The sequence below is a fragment of the Bacillus xiamenensis genome (genome assembly GCF_001857925.1).
Lineage (GTDB): Bacteria > Bacillota > Bacilli > Bacillales > Bacillaceae > Bacillus > Bacillus xiamenensis.
In genome coordinates, this window is the sequence record NZ_CP017786.1 from 1,428,230 (window position 1) to 1,446,193 (window position 17,964).

The following is a 17,964-nucleotide window of genomic DNA, read 5'->3' on the forward strand; positions in this document are numbered from 1 at the left end:
TCCTCTTTTTAATGAGTCCCACGGCATCGATAACAAATGACATAGCATACAAATCCTGCAAATAAACATGTCATCGCTGTAAACCAGCCATCAGTGAACAAATGAATACCAACGATGACCACAGCACTTATGACAAATCCGATGAGCAATGATCGATAATAGATGCCCAAAGAAAGACTCGTTTCTCGTCTCAAAGGCTGCATAAAGGCAAAGAGCCGTATGGCCAAAAACCATATATAACCCCCGCCCCCATAAACGGTCCAATACAATACATCTTGAATCTCTAACAAGACAAGAGAAATCAAGTAGACCCCATATAACCAAAAGGTTTGAAACACTTCCAATAGAAGAATCTTTTGATATAAAACACCTGGAAAAAGATACAGCACTCCCGTTTGCGCGTGTCTAACAATACCAGCGTAATATGAACTGAGCAGGACAGATGCACCAATGACCAGAAAGAATAGATTCAACCAATCTGAAAAATAAGACATGACGACATAGTAAGTACCTATCAACAGCATGGTAGATAACAGATGGAAGGTAATATACTTTTTGATCATCAATAATTCTAGCCAAAGGAAAGCCCAGATGCCCGTTAATGAAGGAAGTCCCCACCAAGTCTTGCTTTTCTTTGGGCTTATTGGATGTGAATGAACCTCTTTCCCCTCAAATTCCTCCCAAAATGCTGCCTCTTTGACTAACGACTCCATCATCTCTATACGATGAGTCGACCTGTACATCATCATGAAAGATAGAATCATCACTCCAAGCAAGAGCCATACAGAAAGGAATGAAAACTCCTCTATCCTGCGCCCGACTTGAAACATAAAAGAAGCAGATATCTCCATAAGATACGACTGTTTCAATATCAATTGATTCAGAATGAGTAATGCAAGACAGCCAAACATCAGTATAAAACCAATGAAGAGCACCCGCTTATATACTTGAATGGTTCTTGCACAAGATACCGCAATCATCCATGTTTCGACCATACATAACAGTCCTGTCAACAGGAGTGATTTGCCAAGTAGAAAAAAGTACTGCTGCGTCAAACAAAGAAGAAGAATATCAGCCATCACAGCAGAAACAATGAGAAAAGCACATCGCCAAAGAATGTGATATACCCATACACTCATTACAACCGTCCATAAGGAAGCACCATTTCCATACAACCACATGATATCGTTCATCTGACTAGGCAGCCGATTCGAGAACAAGCCAAAGCCAGTATAAAGAACAAATAAAACGACAATGATCCATCCAGCGGTACTTGCATTCCAATCGCCTATACTTGAGACTGCGCTCAGCTGAAAACCAATGGCAGCAATCATAAGCAGCAAGATCAGAAAGGGCATTTTCTTTTCTTGATGTTTACTGATTAAGCGTCTTTGGGATTTCATCCATAAAAGGGAGAGCGTGTTATTCACTAGACCACTCCCCTAGAAGTTGAATGACTTCTTCCCGCCACTTCATCTGTTCTTCCTGCCGCTTAGGAACAGCGATACTTTTCATGATGGCACCGTCTCGAATCAATATCACCCTGCTAGCCGTATCAAGAACAAACTCCAGACTATGAGTGGACACAAAGACCGAACCACCTTGACGGCTCTTTTGTATCAGCCAATCTGACAGCCATTGTTTTGAAGGGATATCTAACCCTACAGTCGGTTCATCTAAAATAAAAAGGGAGGCATCTTGCACAATGGCCCCTGCTAAGACAACACGCTGTTTTTGGCCTCTTGAAAGCCTTCCGCACAGTTCGTTCATCTTCATTTCCATATGTACTTCTTTCAACGCTTCATATACCTTTTCTTTGATCTGTTTTAAACCTTTATGATAGCCCCTTGCACGGAATTGAATATGTTCAGCAACCGTTAATTCTGGATACAAATATGGCTGATCAGGAATAAGAGCTACTTGTTTTTGGACATAGGAATGACCAGGAGGAAAACCCTCTATGAGAATCTCCCCTTGATCAGGTTGATAGAGACCCGTTAAACATCGAATGGTTGTCGTCTTCCCCGCACCATTAGGCCCAAGCAGCGCCACAACCTCCCCTGCTTCAATGGAAAATGAAAGACCCTCTATCCCATCACCATTGCTATATCGTTTGCTTACATTCTGAACCTCCATGAATGGCATCAAATCTCTCCCTTTTATTAGAGTGATGTATGCTAATCTATGGTGTTTTTACGATGGAATGTAAATGTAATTAGACCCACTCATCATTTACCCTGATATTACCATATAGAGAATAACAAGGTAAGAGGATTGAGGTAATATATTAAACTTAAAAGATAACAAAACAAAAAAAGATTGGGCATCATTCATCCCCAACCTTTTATCTATTTAATAAACATTCCATTAAACCGAATCATCAACCGAGTCCATATCCCGACATGCCCACGCATCCACCTCTACCTTTAAAGCAGGAGAAGCCAAAGCCACCACATAAACCATCGTCATACAAGGCAGATGATCCCCTAAAAACTGACCAATGATTCGTTTTCTGCTCTCTGCATCAAAATCACCTACTATATAAAAAACAAGCTTCGTTATATCTTCCACTTTCATTTCTGCCGCTTCTACATTGCGTTTTACATTCTCTAACGCTAGTTCGAGCTGCTCCATTGGGTTCGCTGGGATGGTTCCATCGACTTCCATCCCCACTTGCCCTGATAAAGTTAACCACCGCTGCGGTCCTGTTGTCTCTATTTGATGGATGTACGGTGCAACTGGCGCATGAATGGTCTCAGGATTACGTGATATTTTCATTAATCAAACCCCTTTTCTGAAAATACAATTAATTTACACTTATCATACCAAACTTTCTGCCCACCCTATCTGTTTATGCTCCGATCGAAGCGAAATAAAAAAGGCCTTTCTTCAACAGAAAGACCACTTTAAAATGATGCACCGCTCCGATGCTCAATTTGATGAATCCGCTTCTAAATGGAGCAGCGTGCCAGAAATCAATAAGTACCTGTTCTCATCGCCTTGAACGAGACATTCCGTTTTCAGCTTCATGAGTTCCATCACATCTTTCATGATGACGGCTTTCTGCTGCTGAAGCATTTCTTTTTCCTGATGCAATCTGATTTTCCGTGCACAGCCACATTTAAAATGAAAATCATCCTTTGCAGCATGATACGGAACAGGCTCCAATAGCCATGATTCCAAGTGAAGATGCGTTCATTTGGATTGCTTGTGATGCTTATGATGAACCTAGCAAAATCTTTTCCATCGTCTTTCCTTTCGCTAACTCATCAATCAGCTTATCTAGATATACCGAATGTTTTTCATCGTTTCTTCCTCAATGTCCTCTACCCGAACACCACAGATGACTCCTTTAATTAAGTTACGTGAAGGATGCAGCTCTGGAGCCTCAGCAAAAAAGGTTTCAACGTCTATCTGTTTGTCCAACTGTTGCTCTAACTCTTCTGGACTGTACCCCGTTAACCAACAAATAATCCTATCAACTTCAGCCTTCGTTCGTTCCTTTCTCTCTGCCTTTGCGACATAGAGAGGATAGACTTTTGCAAAGCTCATTGTGTAAATTTTAGGTTTGATCATGTGTCATTCTCTCTTTCTTGGTAAAATAATGACCTTGTATTGCTTCAGCAAGGTGAGACTCTCTCATGGATAGAATGCCTTATTCCCTTTATTTTCAATCCAGTTCGGCATTCTATCTTTAATGAACATAGCACATTATATTCAATGTGAAATTATAATTATCAATACAACTTATAAACGATGATATAAACTTTTGATATTTCGCCTTTTATTTCTCTCCTCTTTTTTGAAAGCTCTATATTTAAGAAATTGAACGATACAAAATCCAAGGAATACACAAATTGGTCCTTCAATCGTTGCAGGACCACCAATCAACAAATAAGAGCTAATAAACAATGCGATATAAACAATTAAGAAAAAAGCAATTCCCCATTTTTCCTTTTTTAAGTATCGAATAAAAATGACATCTCCCCCTTGAAAACGATCAATATTTTGTAAAGAAAGCTTGAAATAATGTACCCTTAAATCAAAAATCAGCTTACTATCAAATCTATCAGTTTCTAGTTCTTTTAACACAAAAATACCCCTTTAGACAATGATATCTAAAGGGGTATCAAAAATCCGATTTTATTTAAATCCTACTCCACCGTCACACTCTTCGCAAGGTTACGTGGTTTATCCACATCACACCCGCGGTGAAGGGCTGCGTAGTAAGCGATTAGCTGTAATGGGACAACAGATGCAAGTGGTGCAAGTGCTGGGTGTACAGCTGGAAGGACGAAACGGTCGCCTTCGTCTTCTAGGCCTTTTAGTGAGATGACACATGGGTTTGCGCCGCGTGCAACGACTTCTTTGACGTTACCGCGAATGCTGAGGTTCACGTGCTCTTGCGTGGCAAGGGCAATGACCGGTGTGCCTTCTTCAATTAAAGCAATGGTGCCGTGTTTCAGTTCTCCACCAGCAAATCCTTCTGCTTGGATGTAAGAGATCTCTTTTAGTTTGAGTGAACCTTCAAGGCACACATAGTAATCAAGTCCTCTTCCGATAAAGAATGCGTTACGTGTCACTGTGAAGAAGTCACGAGCGATTTGTTCCATTTCATCCTTTTGATCGACTAGGGCTTCCATTGCGTTTGCCACAATCCCAAGCTCTTTCACAAGATCAAAGTCAAGCGATTGACCATTTAATTCAGCTGCAACGGATGCAAGGATCGCAAGAACAGCGATTTGTGCTGTGTAAGCTTTTGTTGAAGCCACTGCGATTTCTGGTCCTGCATGAAGAAGCAATGTGAAGTCTGCTTCACGAGAAAGCGTAGATCCTGGTACGTTTGTGATCGTTAATGCTTTATGACCAAGTTCTTTGACTTGAACAAGTACAGCACGGCTGTCCGCAGTCTCCCCAGATTGAGAAAGGAAGATGAACAACGGTTTTTTCGATAGAAGCGGCATGTTGTAAGAGAATTCACTTGCTACATGAACTTCTACAGGTACTTTTGCCCAGTCTTCAATATATTGTTTACCAACAAGTCCTGCATGGTAGCTCGTTCCGCAAGCCACAATATAGATGCGGTCTGCTTCTGCTACTGCGCTTGCGATATCGCCAGCGACTGACAGTTTGCCGTTTTCGTCTTGATATTCTTGGATGATTTTGCGCATGACAAGCGGCTGTTCATCCGTTTCTTTTAACATGTAGTGAGGATATGTGCCTTTCTCAATGTCGCTTGCATCCAGCTCAGCGATATAAGAAGGACGTGTCATAATATCACCATCAAGGTTTTTGATGATCACCTCGTCTTTTGTGACAATGACCATTTCTTTATCCATTAATTCCGCATATTCGTTTGTTACTTGAAGCATCGCCATTGCGTCAGAAGCCACAACGTTGAAATCTTCGCCGAAACCAACCAATAACGGGCTTTTGTTTTTCGCCACATAAATTGTTTCTTTGTTTTCGTTATCGAAAAGGGCAATTGCGTATGAGCCTTTTAGTTGAAGAAGCGTTTGACGGAAAGCTTCCTCTGTATCAAGACCTCTATTCACAAATTGTTCGATAACTTGAACAACAACCTCTGTATCTGTGTCGCTTTTTAGTGTGACGTCTTGTAAATATTCGCGTGTCAATTGTACATAGTTCTCGATGACACCGTTATGAACAAGCGTAAAACGGCCAGAAGCACTTTGATGCGGATGCGCATTTAGATGGCTTGGTACACCGTGTGTTGCCCAGCGTGTATGTCCGATTCCTGCTGAAGATGCCACGTTTGCATCAACGACTTCACGAAGCTCAGCGATACGTCCTTTTTCTTTGAACACATGCACGCCTTCTTCGTTTGCCACAGCGATACCTGCTGAGTCATACCCGCGGTACTCAAGCTTCTCTAAACCTTTTAATAAGATTTCCTTCGCATCATTCTGACCAATATAACCTACGATTCCACACATAAATATTCTTCCTCCCGATCATGAGAAAGGGACAAAGAAAGCCTACTAAAATAGAAGGGACATTTCTTCGTCCCTCTCTACATGTTTATTTTGGGAGATCATGTGTATTCCCTTTGTACAAAGAGTCACCTCTTTGCTTTAAAGAAACACTTACGGCTGTGATCTCTATTTTTGAACAGCCGGGAGGCATCCGCCGAAAATTCGATAACCTCCATCCTCGTCAACTAAGCATCTGTCGTTCGATCGCTTAGTTCGGGCGCTATAATTATAAGAGTGGCTGAACATCTACCCTGCCTTTCCTGCTAGAATAAAAATCCAGTAACACAAGGATGATTGTACTATAAGGTCTGACCTCCGTCAATCACAATGTAGCAGGTGATCCCCTTCATTTTAGAAGGTGAGACCTCCATACACTATATGCGATGAGGCTTGTCATGTTCTACCTTTGATGTGCTCTCTTACGTATGAAAGCAAGCAGCAAGTTGCCCTCGCTTATATCATTCGTAAAGAGCCCTCCTCTTATGACGTTTATTCAAAAAAAAGCAAACCGCAGCTTTGCGATTTGCTTCAACCTATTACTCAATACCCATTTCTTCTTTGACAACAGCCGTAATGCGAGCCACGTATTCATCACACAGCTCTTTTGTCTTCGCCTCTGCCATGACACGTACAAGCGGCTCTGTTCCTGATGGACGAACAAGGATGCGGCCGTCACCGTTCATCTCTTTTTCAACCTCTTGAATCACAGCTTTCACTTTCTCATTTTCTTCCACTTTATACTTATCAGATACCTTCACATTCACTAGAAGCTGCGGGAACTTTTCCATTTCAGCCGCAAGCTCTGATAATGTTTTTCCTGTTGCTTTTAGTGTATTCACCAGCATGATCGCAGAAAGCATGCCATCACCTGTCGTATTATAATCAAGGAAAATCAAATGGCCTGATTGCTCGCCTCCGACATTATAGCCGTCCTTTTTCATCGCCTCGACCACATAACGGTCACCAACAGCGGTTTGAATGCTCTTAATGCCTTGCTTCTCAAGCGCTTTATAGAAACCAAGGTTACTCATGACCGTTGACACGACCGTGTCATCCTTCAATCGGCCTTCACCCTTTAGATAACGTGCACATATGTACATAATTTGATCGCCGTCTACAATATCACCTTTTTCATCGACTGCAATTAAGCGGTCACCATCACCATCAAACGCAAGACCAATATCCGCTCCTTTTTCTTTCACAAAAGCAGAAAGAGCCTCTGGGTGAGTAGAACCTACGCCATCGTTGATATTCAATCCATTCGGTGATGTCCCCATTGTTGACACATCTGCATCTAAATCCGCAAATAAATGTGTCGCAAGAGAAGATGTTGCACCGTGTGCACAGTCAAGCGCCACGTGAATACCTGTGAAATCCTCATCCGCTGTCTGCTTCAAGAATTGCAAGTATTTCTGACCGCCTTCAAAGTAGTCATTCACCGTTCCAAGATCGGCTCCAACTGGACGTGGCAGTTGATCGACTGGCTGATCCATTAGCTGCTCAATTTCATTTTCCTGTTCATCTGACAGCTTAAAGCCATCACCACCGAAAAATTTAATTCCGTTGTCTTGAACTGGGTTGTGAGAAGCTGAAATCATGACACCTGCTTCTGCATCCATTGCCTTCGTTAAATAAGACACACCAGGTGTTGAGATCACACCTAAACGCATGACTTCAGCCCCAATTGAAAGTAAGCCGGCTACGAGTGCTCCTTCTAACATATGACCAGATACACGCGTGTCTCGTCCAACGAGTACCTTTGGACGTTCTTTATCCTTCGTGAGCACATAGCCGCCAAATCTCCCAATTTTAAATGCGAGCTCTGGCGTTAATTCGCTATTAGCCACACCCCTTACACCATCAGTTCCAAAGTACTTGCCCATGTCTCAATCGCTCCTTTTTTACCATTCAAGAGGACGCTGAGTCCTCTTTGTTATCTTCTTTGACCCGCTGTCTTTGACTCGATTCTTTTTTTGCTTTATCTTGTGTTGATTCCTTTTGACTCTTCTCTTCCTGATCATCATCGGATGATTGATCTTTCCGATCATTCGTAGAAGCCGGCTGATCTTCTGTATCAGTAGAAGTCAGTTTCACTTTGACCTTCGATCTAGATAATGTCCACGTCACATTTTGAGGGCCATTCACTTGTACTTTGACCTCATGTGTCCCTTCGTTTAAGTCCCCCACATTGATATAGGCTTCAATATCTGAAGCCTTTAGTTTATCAATTGCACTCTTTGACCCTTTTGCTGTTAACGTGAGACGCCCAGAAGACGGACTCACAAATTCAGAGCTGAGATCCTTGCTCAGGCCCACGACAGAAATCGGGACATTATCAATCTTTTTTTCTTTAGCTGTTGCAACCTTCACTTTGATCTTAACGGTTTCAGGTGATACCTTTTTCACACCATCTGGCAGTGGGATGTTGGCATCAATCTCCGTATCATCTTTGATTTTGCTTAGGTCCAGCTTAACGCCATCAATAAAATCAAGTGCATCCAGTACCTTTTGAGAACCGTAAACCGTGACCTCACTTGGGCTTGTCTCAATGCTTGAAATACTGATTCCATCCGGTAAGCTGCCCGTCCGCTCAATCTTAAACGGGACTTTCTTGCTCGGACTCGTAATCGGGACCGTAATATCTACCACAGACGGACTTACTTCGACCGGCAGTTCATTTCCGCTACTATCATAAACAGTCAACTTCGCTTCTTTCTCGATTTGCTGATCGACACCCTCTAAGTTCACAAATGCCTTTATGACAGAAATTTTGTCGATCACGTCTTTTGAGCCAGTGACAGTGACCTTTTTCGGATTCACAATAGGCTGCTCTGGTGAATAGCCGTCTTTGATTTTATTTTGATTATAAAATTCTGTTTCAACAGGGAATTCAGCTGTCGTTTTTTCTTGTATCGTCACAGTTGTCACAGACGGATTAATCGTTAATGTGATCCCTTTTGATACATCTCTCGCCTTCAGCTCCACTTTATGTGTACCTGTCGTCAGCTTTTGCATATCTGCGTAAATTTCAAAGTTCTTTGTTTGTCTTGCTGTTTTCACAGCACTTGTTGAACCTTTAATTGTGACATTGACTGTCTGCGGCACACCAGTGACGACATACTTCTCGTCATCATAATACGCTTTAACAGGAATGTCCGTTAAGGTTGCTTCATCTGTTGTCGATGTTGGGAAAAAGGATTCACCGATTTTTTTCGGCGTGGGCGCTTGCGCTGAATTGACTGCACCATACAGCAATAAAGCGAAGACCAATGCAAGAAACTTAACGGCCCAGCGATTATTCAAAATCTTATCCATTTTTCTTGCCCCTCCAATACCATTTGGTCGAGGAAGCATCTTTGCTGTTCTTACTAAATTCAGCAACCAGCATTTCTTCAAGCGCTTCTTCTGTCAATTCTCGATGGAGATCACCATTTCTTGCGACACTTATACCGCCTGTCTCCTCGGAGACGATGACGGTTAAGCTGTCTGTCACTTCACTAATACCAACTGCCGCTCGGTGACGTGTGCCGAGCTCCTTTGAAATAAAAGGACTTTCTGACAGCGGTAAATAACAAGCCGCAGCTGCAATCTCATCACGCTTCATAATCACAGCACCATCATGAAGTGGTGTATTCGGAATGAAAATATTAATCAGCAGCTCAGAACTCACCTTTGCATTCAAAGGAATTCCTGTCTCTATGTAATCATTCATCCCAGTATCACGCTCAATTGTCAGCAGCGCTCCTATTCTTCGTTTTGCCATATAGTTAATTGCTTTTGTAATTGCCTCGATCGTTTTCTGCTGCTGTTCCTCTACAGGTGTCCCGCTTCTTGAAAAGAAACGGCCGCGCCCAAGCTGCTCAAGCGCTCTCCTTAGCTCAGGCTGAAAAATAATAATGATCGCAAGGAACCCCCACGTAATCGCTTGATCCATCAGCCACTGAAGTGTGTTAAGACCGAGATACGCACTTCCCATCCTGACGAGAACAATGACCACAATTCCCTTTAAAAGCTGAACCGCTTTTGTTCCGCGGATGACCATCATTAATTTATATATCACATACCAAACAACGAGAATATCAACAGCATTACCGAGGTACTGCAAAAAAGGAATATCCCCTAAAGCCATTTCCTCGTCCTCCAGAATTTTCAGTTATTCTTCGTTTGATTCATTTTTTTATAAAAAAAGAGCCTATGTGTAATACATAGCGTGGCTATTATATCACATTTTGTTTCAGCAAGGAAAATAGTTGCCATATATGGCTGCCTCCAAGCTTGGTTCATGTATAGAAAAAGAGCAGTCCCCTTAGAGACTGCTCTCAAGCCGTTTGATTTACTTTTGCTCCTCTGGTCCAATGACCCGCATCACGTCTTGTGCTGTGGATTTCATTTTGTACCAGACCCAATCAAACACTTCATTAATTTCATTGATTTGACCAGTGACTTGTCCGGCAGAAGCAGTCAGCTGTTCCCCATTGACGACTGTTACGTTACCATCAACCTTGCCTTCTACAATCAGCTTGCCATTTTTGACAGTGACATCACCTTTGACGGTTTCCCCTTTAGGTACAATCACTGTATCATTTTCAACTACGAGATTCGGCTGCTTTGACACACTGAAATTATGATCCGTATTCCAGCTTGTAAACAGACTGCCTCCCATCAATATGACAAAGAGGGCAGCGGCTACCATCAGCGGGTGAGCTTTGATCCATCTTTGAACCGACACACGCTTTTTCTCTTTTGGGAGACCTGCCATCACCTTTGCAGTGAAATCTGATGGTGCTTCTATATGAGATGTACTCTGCACGAGCGCGATGGATTTCTCAATTTGTTGAAAATGAGTACGGCATTCCTCACACGATTGCAGATGGCTCTTTAATTCTTTTTCATCTTCGGGCTCAATGTCCCCGTCTAAATACTGATGCATAAGCAGGACGATTCTTTCCTGACAGCTCATCAAAACCACCTCACTCAAAGGTCTCTCAACTGTTTCCGGAGAGCCTCTCTACCCCTGTGTATTCTCGTTTTCACCGTACCAACTGGTATATTCAGAATCTCACTAATTTCTTTTAACGAGAGTTCATCAATATACTTTAATACAATGACCGAACGATATTTATCGGGTAATCTTAGAATTTTTTGCTGAATGGTGCTCGATAATTCAAGCGACACCACCTCATCCTCTGGCAAAATGCCATCAGCAGCAATTTGAGAATACATATTCAGTCCTTCTGTTCCTGCCACCTCTGCATCTAAATAATAATCCGGCTTTTTTTTACGAATACGGTCGATGGTCAGGTTGGTTGCAATGCGGTACAGCCACGTGGAAAATTTACGATTCACATCAAAGCTCTCAATATTCACATAGGCACGAATAAATGCCTCCTGCGCAATATCCTCTGCTTCATGTGCATTCCCAAGCATACGATAGCACAGCTGATAAATTTTGTCCTTATACAGGTCTACGATGTCTGCAAATGCGTTCTGGTCGCCTTTTTTCACTTGCTTAATTCTCTTTTTAATCATTGTTTCCATAGTATATTCAACCTCTGCCTTCACCGGTCTTTATGTATACGAACCTCTTTCCAAAAGGTTTCATTCTCCTCTAAAAAATAGTGTAACAAATTTTTGACAGCGTGTTGCGCTTATCAGCCGGTAAAAACCTTAACATATCCTTAAATTTCTCCAAAACAAAAAAGAACGGGAACAATTCCCGCTCTACAACAGCTTTTCGCCCATTAAAGAACCAATTAACGCAACAGCCACTTCAGCTGTTTTATTTTTCTCATCTAATACCGGATTCACCTCAACAAATTCAGCTGAAGTCAAAATACCCGCTTCCTCTAAAAGCTCCATTGCAAGGTGACTCTCCCGGTAACTGATGCCGCCTGCAACCGGCGTTCCTACACCAGGACATTCCACTGGATCTAACCCATCTAAATCAAGCGACAGGTGAACACCGTCTGTTCTTTCCTTTAAATATGCAATGGCTTCCTCCATCACTCTTGTCATCCCTAAACGATCAATTTCATGCATCGTATACACTTTAATCCCTTTTTCTCTAATCAATGCCCGCTCTCCTTCATCTAAGGAACGAGCACCAATTAAGATCACATTCTCAGGCTTCACTTTAGGCGTATAACCGCCAATATTCGTTAAATCAGCATGCCCAAGGCCGAGACTGACTGCAAGCGGCATGCCATGAATATTTCCAGAAGGAGAGGTTTCCTCTGTATTTAAATCACCGTGCGCATCATACCAAATGACACCCAAATTTTCATAATGCTTCGCTACACCGGCAAGTGTGCCTATCGCAATGCTGTGATCCCCGCCTAAAATCAGTGGAAACGAACCTGACTGCACAATACTGCTGACCTTTTCAGCAAGAAGCTGATTCGCACCAGCATTCTCCGTTAAGTTTTTTAGCTTTTCACTTGTATAGAGACCTTTCTCATCGTCCCTTTGCTCGACTGGTATATCCCCAAGATCCTCCACTTCGAATGAAAGCGATTCCAATTTTTCCTTTACGCCAGCACATCGAATCGCACTCGGTCCCATATCGACGCCCCTTCTCATTTGACCCAAATCCATTGGAACCCCGATCATCGTGACCTTCTTTTTTTCTCCCATGTATGTACATCCCCTTTCCGTTCATGCTTATATTTTACTTTCTTCATGCCTGCTGACTCAACTCAACAACATTTTGAATAGTTATACATTCTTTCTAAAAACATCGTAAAAAAAAAGACACCTTTTTCAAAAAGGTGTCTTACTGGGCTAGCTGGATTCGAACCAACGCATGACGGAGTCAAAGTCCGTTGCCTTACCGCTTGGCTATAGCCCAAAAATGGTGGAGGGGGGCGGATTCGAACCGCCGAACCCGGAGGGAGCGGATTTACAGTCCGCCGCGTTTAGCCACTTCGCTACCCCTCCACATATGGAATTGATAAAGAAAAAACAGTGCCGGCAAGAGGACTTGAACCCCCAACCTACTGATTACAAGTCAGTTGCTCTACCAGTTGAGCTACACCGGCATATGGTGGAGGATGACGGGCTCGAACCGCCGACCCTCTGCTTGTAAGGCAGATGCTCTCCCAGCTGAGCTAATCCTCCACATCATGGTGACCCGTACGGGATTCGAACCCGTGTTACCGCCGTGAAAGGGCGGTGTCTTAACCGCTTGACCAACGGGCCATTTTGTCAAGTTTACTGTTTCCGCGAAGCTGACAAAAGTTATTATATACAGGTTGCCCACCGTTTGTAAAGGGGATTTTTATTTTTTTTATTTTCTAATTATTCACCCCCTATCAGCACAATGTTTCGACTGAAATATAATTTCAGTATTTAAATATAATATTGAAATTTCATATCATACTCAATATACTGAAAATGAAGAAATAAGGAGGTATGTCACATGCAGCCATCTCAACTGCGTTCTTTGACAACAGAATCAAGAAACCCTAACACCATGGGAATTTCACAAGCAAATCCGCTAGAAATGCTCCAAATGATCAATGCGGAAGATATGAAGGTCGCTCAAGCCGTCAACCGTGTCCTTCCAGACGTAAAGACAGCAAGTGACTTTGCCTTTGAATCCATCTCGAATGGGGGCAGACTCATTTATCTAGGCGCTGGAACAAGTGGCAGAATTGGGGTAATGGATGCGGTCGAATGTCCACCTACCTATAGCATTTCACCTGATGTCATCGTAGGCATCATGGCCGGTGGCGACTCTGCCTTTTCACATGCAGCAGAAGATGTGGAAGACAGTGAAGAAGCTGGTCAAAAAGATTTAGAACACATTCACCTGACATCAAAAGATACTGTTGTCGGCATCGCTGCTAGCGGCAGAACACCTTATATCATTGGCGCTTTAAACTATGCAAGATCCATTGGAGCAAAAACAATCGCCCTCAGCTGCAATGAACAAGCTGAGATTAGTGAGCTGGCAGACTGTGCCATTGAAGTCATCGTCGGACCAGAAGTCATCACTGGATCAACAAGAATGAAAGCCGCATCCGCTCATAAAATGATTTTAAATATGCTTTCCACCTCGGTCATGATCAGACAAGGCAAAGTATATGAAAACCTAATGGTTGATGTAAAAGTAAGCAATCACAAACTAAAAGAACGCGCCATCACCATCATCCAACATGTGACAAACGCTTCCTATGAACAAGCCGTAAAAACTCTTGAAGCAGCCGATTTAGAAGTCAAAACCGCCATTGTCATGCTTCAAACAAATACAGATAAAAAGACAGCAAAAGACTTACTCAACAAAGCAGATGGCCATATCGACAAAGCCATCTTACGTCATCAATCCTAAAGGAGGCAAAGCTCATGTCAGCAGGCGGACTCACCCTACTACACACAATGAAATCAAAACTTCCCCAATCTGAAAAAATCATTGCAGACTATATCCTTGCCCACCCTGACAAAGTCATTAAAGGCACAGTGCATGAAATCAGTCAGGCTGCCGGTGCAAGCAGCTCTGCCGTCATCCGCCTTTGTAAATCACTCGGGCTGGATGGCTACCAAGATTTAAAAATGCGAATCGCTGGTGACTTAATGCACGCCGATAAACAAGGCTACCGGGATATCGAACAAGATGAACCACTTCCATCCATTATTCAAAAGACAGCAGGAAACTCGATTCAATCGATCAAAGACACAGCCTCTATCTTAAATGTAGAAGCTTTAGAAAAGGCCGTTCAACTGCTGCTGAATGCAAACCAAATCCATTTTATCGGTGTTGGTGCATCTGGCATCGTTGCAGCTGATGCTCAGCAGAAATTTCTCAGAATCAATTATGCGGCCACAGCCTTCACTGACATGCACATTGCATCCACAGTCATCGCAAATGCAGGAAAGAATGACATAGTATTCGGCATATCCTTTTCAGGAGAAACGTTAGACATCATTCAAGCCCTTCAACTCGCCAAAGAAAATGAAGTGAAAACCATTGCCTTAACGCATCCAGGTCATACAAGCGTTTCTGCATTGTGTGACGTTCACCTATCGACGTCCGGTTCCAATGAAGCACCTTTTCGCAGTGCTGCCACTTCCTCTAGAATGGCACAGCTCTATTTAATCGATGTCTTGTTCCTAAGCTTAGCCTCCCGTCAATATGAACAAACGGCACAATATATTGACAAGACAAGGCATGCCATCCGCTCCATGAAACGAAAATCAAAGGGGGATTCAACATGAGTCATCAAAAGAAATATCAGCAGTTGGCGAAAGACATTCTTTCACTCTGTGGTGGTTCTGAAAACATCTCTTCCCATACACATTGTATGACACGTCTCCGAATTACACCGATTCATCATGAAAAAGTTCAACTCACAGCGATCAAAGAACTCGATGGTGTCATTGGCGTCGTCGAGGCGGAAACCGTTCAAATCATCTTAGGCACTGGTGTTGTCAATCATGTATCAAGTGCGTTTGAACAGCTGCTAAACGCCTCGGATTCATATGATCTAAACCAAGAAGCACAAAAAAACAAACAAGCCATTTCACAAAAGAACCGCACACCATTCAAGCTGCTATTACGTCGAATTGCGAGCATTTTTATCCCCATCATTCCCGCACTGGTCGCATCAGGTCTCATTACGGGTATTACAAAAGCGATCGTGCAAGCGGGCTGGCTCGATGGAAAATCCCAAGCAGCCATTATCCTAACGGTGATCGGATCAGGCTTGTTTGCCTATCTCGGTATATTAGTCGGAACAAACGCCGCAAAAGAATTTGGAGGCTCTCCTGCATTAGGTGCATTAGCAGGTATCCTCATTATTAACCCAGCCTCCGCAGATATTATGTTATTTGGCACAAATATTCTACCAGGCAGAGGCGGACTCATCGGTGTTCTTCTTGCCGCCATCTTTATGGCACTTGTTGAGAACCGAATCAGACGCTTCGTCCCGCAATCACTTGATATCATCGTCACACCAACCATCACACTTCTTATTACAGGCATTTTCACATACGTTGTCTTCATGCCAGTCGGCGGATTTATATCTGATACCATCACCTCAGGGCTTACTTATCTATTAAACATTGGCGGTATTTTTGCCGGATTTGTTCTTGGTGCAACCTTCCTTCCTCTTGTTGTGACAGGACTTCACCAAGGTCTAACACCTATTCATATGGAGCTCATCCATTCAATTGGAGATGACCCGCTTCTGCCAATTCTCGCTATGGGAGGTGCAGGACAGGTAGGCGCTGCCTTTGCCATTTATATGAAAACAAAAAAGAAAAAACTGAAAAGAGCCATTGCAGGCGGACTTCCTTCAGGAATGCTTGGAATTGGAGAACCACTCATTTTCGGTGTCACACTCCCGCTGGGAAGACCATTCCTTACCGCATGTCTAGGTGCTGGAATCGGCGGAGCATTTCAAGCCTATTTCCAAATCGCCACTAAAGCAATTGGGGTATCAGGTCTCCCATTAACCTTTATCGTTCACACGCATCAAATGCTTCTTTACTTAATCGGACTATTTATCGCATATGTCGCTGGATTTATTTTCACATACTTATTCGGCTTTCATGATGATATGGCTGTTGAATTCGAGGAAACTAATAATAAGGAGGTCTAGCTCTTGAAGAAATGGTTTCTATGCATAACAAGTCTGTTTATGCTCCTTGGGTTACCAGTACCAACATTTGCAACTAGCTCCCATCCTGTACCGTCTTTCTCTAAAACAGCACCTGAAGAATATCCCGTCTTAAAAAAAGCAAAACGACCGGAACAAGCAGGTTTTTCTTTCAGGCAGCTTAGGAAGGTTGATCAAATGATTCAAAAAGATATCAAAGCAGGATTTCCAGGAGCCGCACTCATCATCATCAAGGATGGTAAAATCGTCCACCAAAAAGCCTATGGCTACAGACAGAAATACGAAGGAATGACTGAACTCAAATCGTATAAGAAAATGAAAAAGAACACATTGTTCGATCTGGCATCCAATACAAAAATGTATGCCACCAACTATGCCCTGCAAAAGCTTGTATACGAACAAAAACTAGATGTGAATGAAAAAATACAATCCATCCTGCCAGACTTTCAGGATGAACCAGATGCAAAGGTAACCGGCAAAGATCAACTCAGGGTAAAGGATCTTCTCACCCATTCTGCCGGACTCCCTTCAAGTGTCTTATTTTATAGCAAAGAAGCAGCAGGCTCTTTTTTCTCCCAAGATAGACAAACAACTATGAAATGGCTGCCTAAAGTACCGTTGCAATACACACCAGGCACCCAGCATATTTATAGTGACATTGATTACATGCTGTTAGGCATGATCATTGAGAAAAAAACAGGCATGCCTCTTGATCAATATGTAGAGTCGACGATCTACCGGCCGCTCGGTCTCAAACATACAATGTTCAATCCGCTGAAAAAAGGATTCAAGCTGAAGCATTTTGCAGCTACCGAGCGCCTAGGCAATACACGAGATGGTGTCATTGATTTTGATAACATTCGGCGATATACACTGCTGGGTGAAGTCCACGACGAGAAAGCATATTACTCCATGGCTGGTGTATCTGGTCATGCTGGACTTTTCTCTAACACCTCTGATATGGCTGTGCTTCTTCAGCTGATGCTCAACAAAGGAGGCTATGGGAAAACAACCATCTTTGACCAAACTTCAATCGATCTCTTTACGACATCCTCAGACACGAACCCAACCTACGGGCTAGGCTGGCGGAAAAACGGCCATACTGACATGGAATGGATGTTTGGAAAATACGCAAGTAACGAAGCCTATGGACACACAGGCTGGACCGGAACGATGACATTGATTGATCCAAAACACAATCTAGGTGTCGTCCTGCTGACGAATAAGAAACATTCACCTGTCGTTTCACCTGAAATCAACCCAAATCAATTTGAAGGTGACCTTTTCCCAACTGGAACTTATGGAAGCATCATGACGGCAATCTACGAATCATTTAAGTAAAAGGAGGAATT

15 protein-coding genes, 5 tRNA genes and 2 pseudogenes are annotated in these 17,964 nt (G+C 42.8%); 4 read left to right on the forward strand and 18 right to left on the reverse strand.

Annotation, left to right across the window (positions count from 1 at the left end; translation table 11 throughout):
- Positions 1–8: 8 nt before the first annotated feature.
- The 18 genes and pseudogenes from skfF to BK049_RS07175 form a co-directional block, all read right to left on the reverse strand.
- The gene (gene skfF / locus BK049_RS07090; protein WP_071168209.1) at positions 9–1,430 is read right to left on the reverse strand and encodes a sporulation killing factor system integral membrane protein; all 1,422 of its coding nucleotides are present in this window, start codon (positions 1,428–1,430) and stop codon (positions 9–11) included.
- Entirely contained in the window at positions 1,423–2,145 is a 723-nt protein-coding gene (locus BK049_RS07095) for an ABC transporter ATP-binding protein (protein ID WP_071168210.1), read from the reverse strand. The genes skfF and BK049_RS07095 overlap by 8 nt, the downstream gene beginning before the upstream one ends.
- 222 nt (positions 2,146–2,367) lie before the next feature.
- Positions 2,368–2,778 (reverse strand): RidA family protein, encoded by a 411-nt coding sequence (locus BK049_RS07100; RefSeq protein WP_071168211.1) that lies wholly within the window; start codon positions 2,776–2,778, stop codon positions 2,368–2,370.
- Positions 2,779–2,906: 128 nt separating this feature from the next.
- A pseudogene (locus BK049_RS07105) lies at positions 2,907–3,183 on the reverse strand (PadR family transcriptional regulator); the annotation flags it as partial.
- A gap of 34 nt (positions 3,184–3,217) precedes the next feature.
- Positions 3,218–3,576: pseudogene (locus BK049_RS07110) on the reverse strand (DUF2200 domain-containing protein).
- Between the two features lie 171 nt (positions 3,577–3,747).
- Positions 3,748–4,092 carry a hypothetical protein gene (locus BK049_RS07115; protein WP_008360580.1) on the reverse strand — a complete coding sequence of 115 codons (345 nt, stop codon included), beginning with the start codon at positions 4,090–4,092 and terminating at the stop codon, positions 3,748–3,750.
- A gap of 62 nt (positions 4,093–4,154) precedes the next feature.
- Positions 4,155–5,957: a glutamine--fructose-6-phosphate transaminase (isomerizing) gene (gene glmS / locus BK049_RS07120; protein ID WP_008360582.1), complete on the reverse strand. Its 1,803-nt coding sequence runs from the start codon at positions 5,955–5,957 to the stop codon at positions 4,155–4,157.
- A gap of 575 nt (positions 5,958–6,532) precedes the next feature.
- On the reverse strand, positions 6,533–7,879 hold the full coding sequence (glmM, locus tag BK049_RS07125) for a phosphoglucosamine mutase (protein WP_008360584.1): 1,347 nt from the start codon (positions 7,877–7,879) through the stop codon (positions 6,533–6,535).
- A gap of 25 nt (positions 7,880–7,904) precedes the next feature.
- The gene (locus tag BK049_RS07130; RefSeq protein ID WP_071168212.1) at positions 7,905–9,311 is read right to left on the reverse strand and encodes a CdaR family protein; all 1,407 of its coding nucleotides are present in this window, start codon (positions 9,309–9,311) and stop codon (positions 7,905–7,907) included.
- Positions 9,304–10,125, reverse strand: coding sequence for a diadenylate cyclase CdaA (gene cdaA / locus BK049_RS07135; RefSeq protein WP_008360587.1), 822 nt, complete (start codon positions 10,123–10,125; stop codon positions 9,304–9,306). The genes BK049_RS07130 and cdaA overlap by 8 nt, the downstream gene beginning before the upstream one ends.
- A gap of 204 nt (positions 10,126–10,329) precedes the next feature.
- Positions 10,330–10,956 (reverse strand): anti-sigma-W factor RsiW, encoded by a 627-nt coding sequence (rsiW, locus tag BK049_RS07140; protein WP_008360589.1) that lies wholly within the window; start codon positions 10,954–10,956, stop codon positions 10,330–10,332.
- A gap of 14 nt (positions 10,957–10,970) precedes the next feature.
- Positions 10,971–11,534, reverse strand: coding sequence for an RNA polymerase sigma factor SigW (gene sigW, locus BK049_RS07145; protein WP_007498553.1), 564 nt, complete (start codon positions 11,532–11,534; stop codon positions 10,971–10,973).
- Positions 11,535–11,717: 183 nt separating this feature from the next.
- Positions 11,718–12,629, reverse strand: a complete 912-nt coding sequence (rocF, locus tag BK049_RS07150) for an arginase (RefSeq protein ID WP_008360591.1) — start codon at positions 12,627–12,629, stop codon at positions 11,718–11,720.
- Positions 12,630–12,771: 142 nt separating this feature from the next.
- Positions 12,772–12,843: transfer RNA gene (locus BK049_RS07155), tRNA-Gln, on the reverse strand.
- A gap of 4 nt (positions 12,844–12,847) precedes the next feature.
- A tRNA-Tyr gene (locus BK049_RS07160) sits at positions 12,848–12,932 on the reverse strand.
- 28 nt (positions 12,933–12,960) lie between these two features.
- Positions 12,961–13,033 (reverse strand) — tRNA-Thr (locus tag BK049_RS07165).
- A 3-nt stretch (positions 13,034–13,036) separates the two neighbouring features.
- A tRNA-Val gene (locus tag BK049_RS07170) sits at positions 13,037–13,112 on the reverse strand.
- Positions 13,113–13,118: 6 nt separating this feature from the next.
- Positions 13,119–13,193 (reverse strand) — tRNA-Glu (locus tag BK049_RS07175).
- 220 nt (positions 13,194–13,413) lie between these two features.
- On the opposite strand from BK049_RS07175, the gene murQ reads away from it, so the two are divergent.
- Genes murQ through pbp4b form a run of 4 tightly spaced genes read left to right on the forward strand, consistent with a single transcriptional unit; the run spans position 13,414 to position 17,953 of the window.
- Positions 13,414–14,325, forward strand: a complete 912-nt coding sequence (murQ, locus tag BK049_RS07180; RefSeq protein WP_071168213.1) for an N-acetylmuramic acid 6-phosphate etherase — start codon at positions 13,414–13,416, stop codon at positions 14,323–14,325.
- Positions 14,326–14,339: 14 nt separating this feature from the next.
- On the forward strand, positions 14,340–15,209 hold the full coding sequence (locus tag BK049_RS07185; RefSeq protein WP_008361389.1) for a MurR/RpiR family transcriptional regulator: 870 nt from the start codon (positions 14,340–14,342) through the stop codon (positions 15,207–15,209).
- Entirely contained in the window at positions 15,206–16,594 is a 1,389-nt protein-coding gene (locus BK049_RS07190) for a PTS transporter subunit EIIC (protein ID WP_071168214.1), read from the forward strand. The genes BK049_RS07185 and BK049_RS07190 overlap by 4 nt, the downstream gene beginning before the upstream one ends.
- 3 nt (positions 16,595–16,597) lie before the next feature.
- A complete protein-coding gene (pbp4b, locus tag BK049_RS07195; protein ID WP_071168215.1) occupies positions 16,598–17,953 on the forward strand; it encodes a penicillin binding protein PBP4B in 1,356 nt (451 codons plus the stop codon).
- The last annotated feature ends 11 nt before the right edge of the window (positions 17,954–17,964 follow it).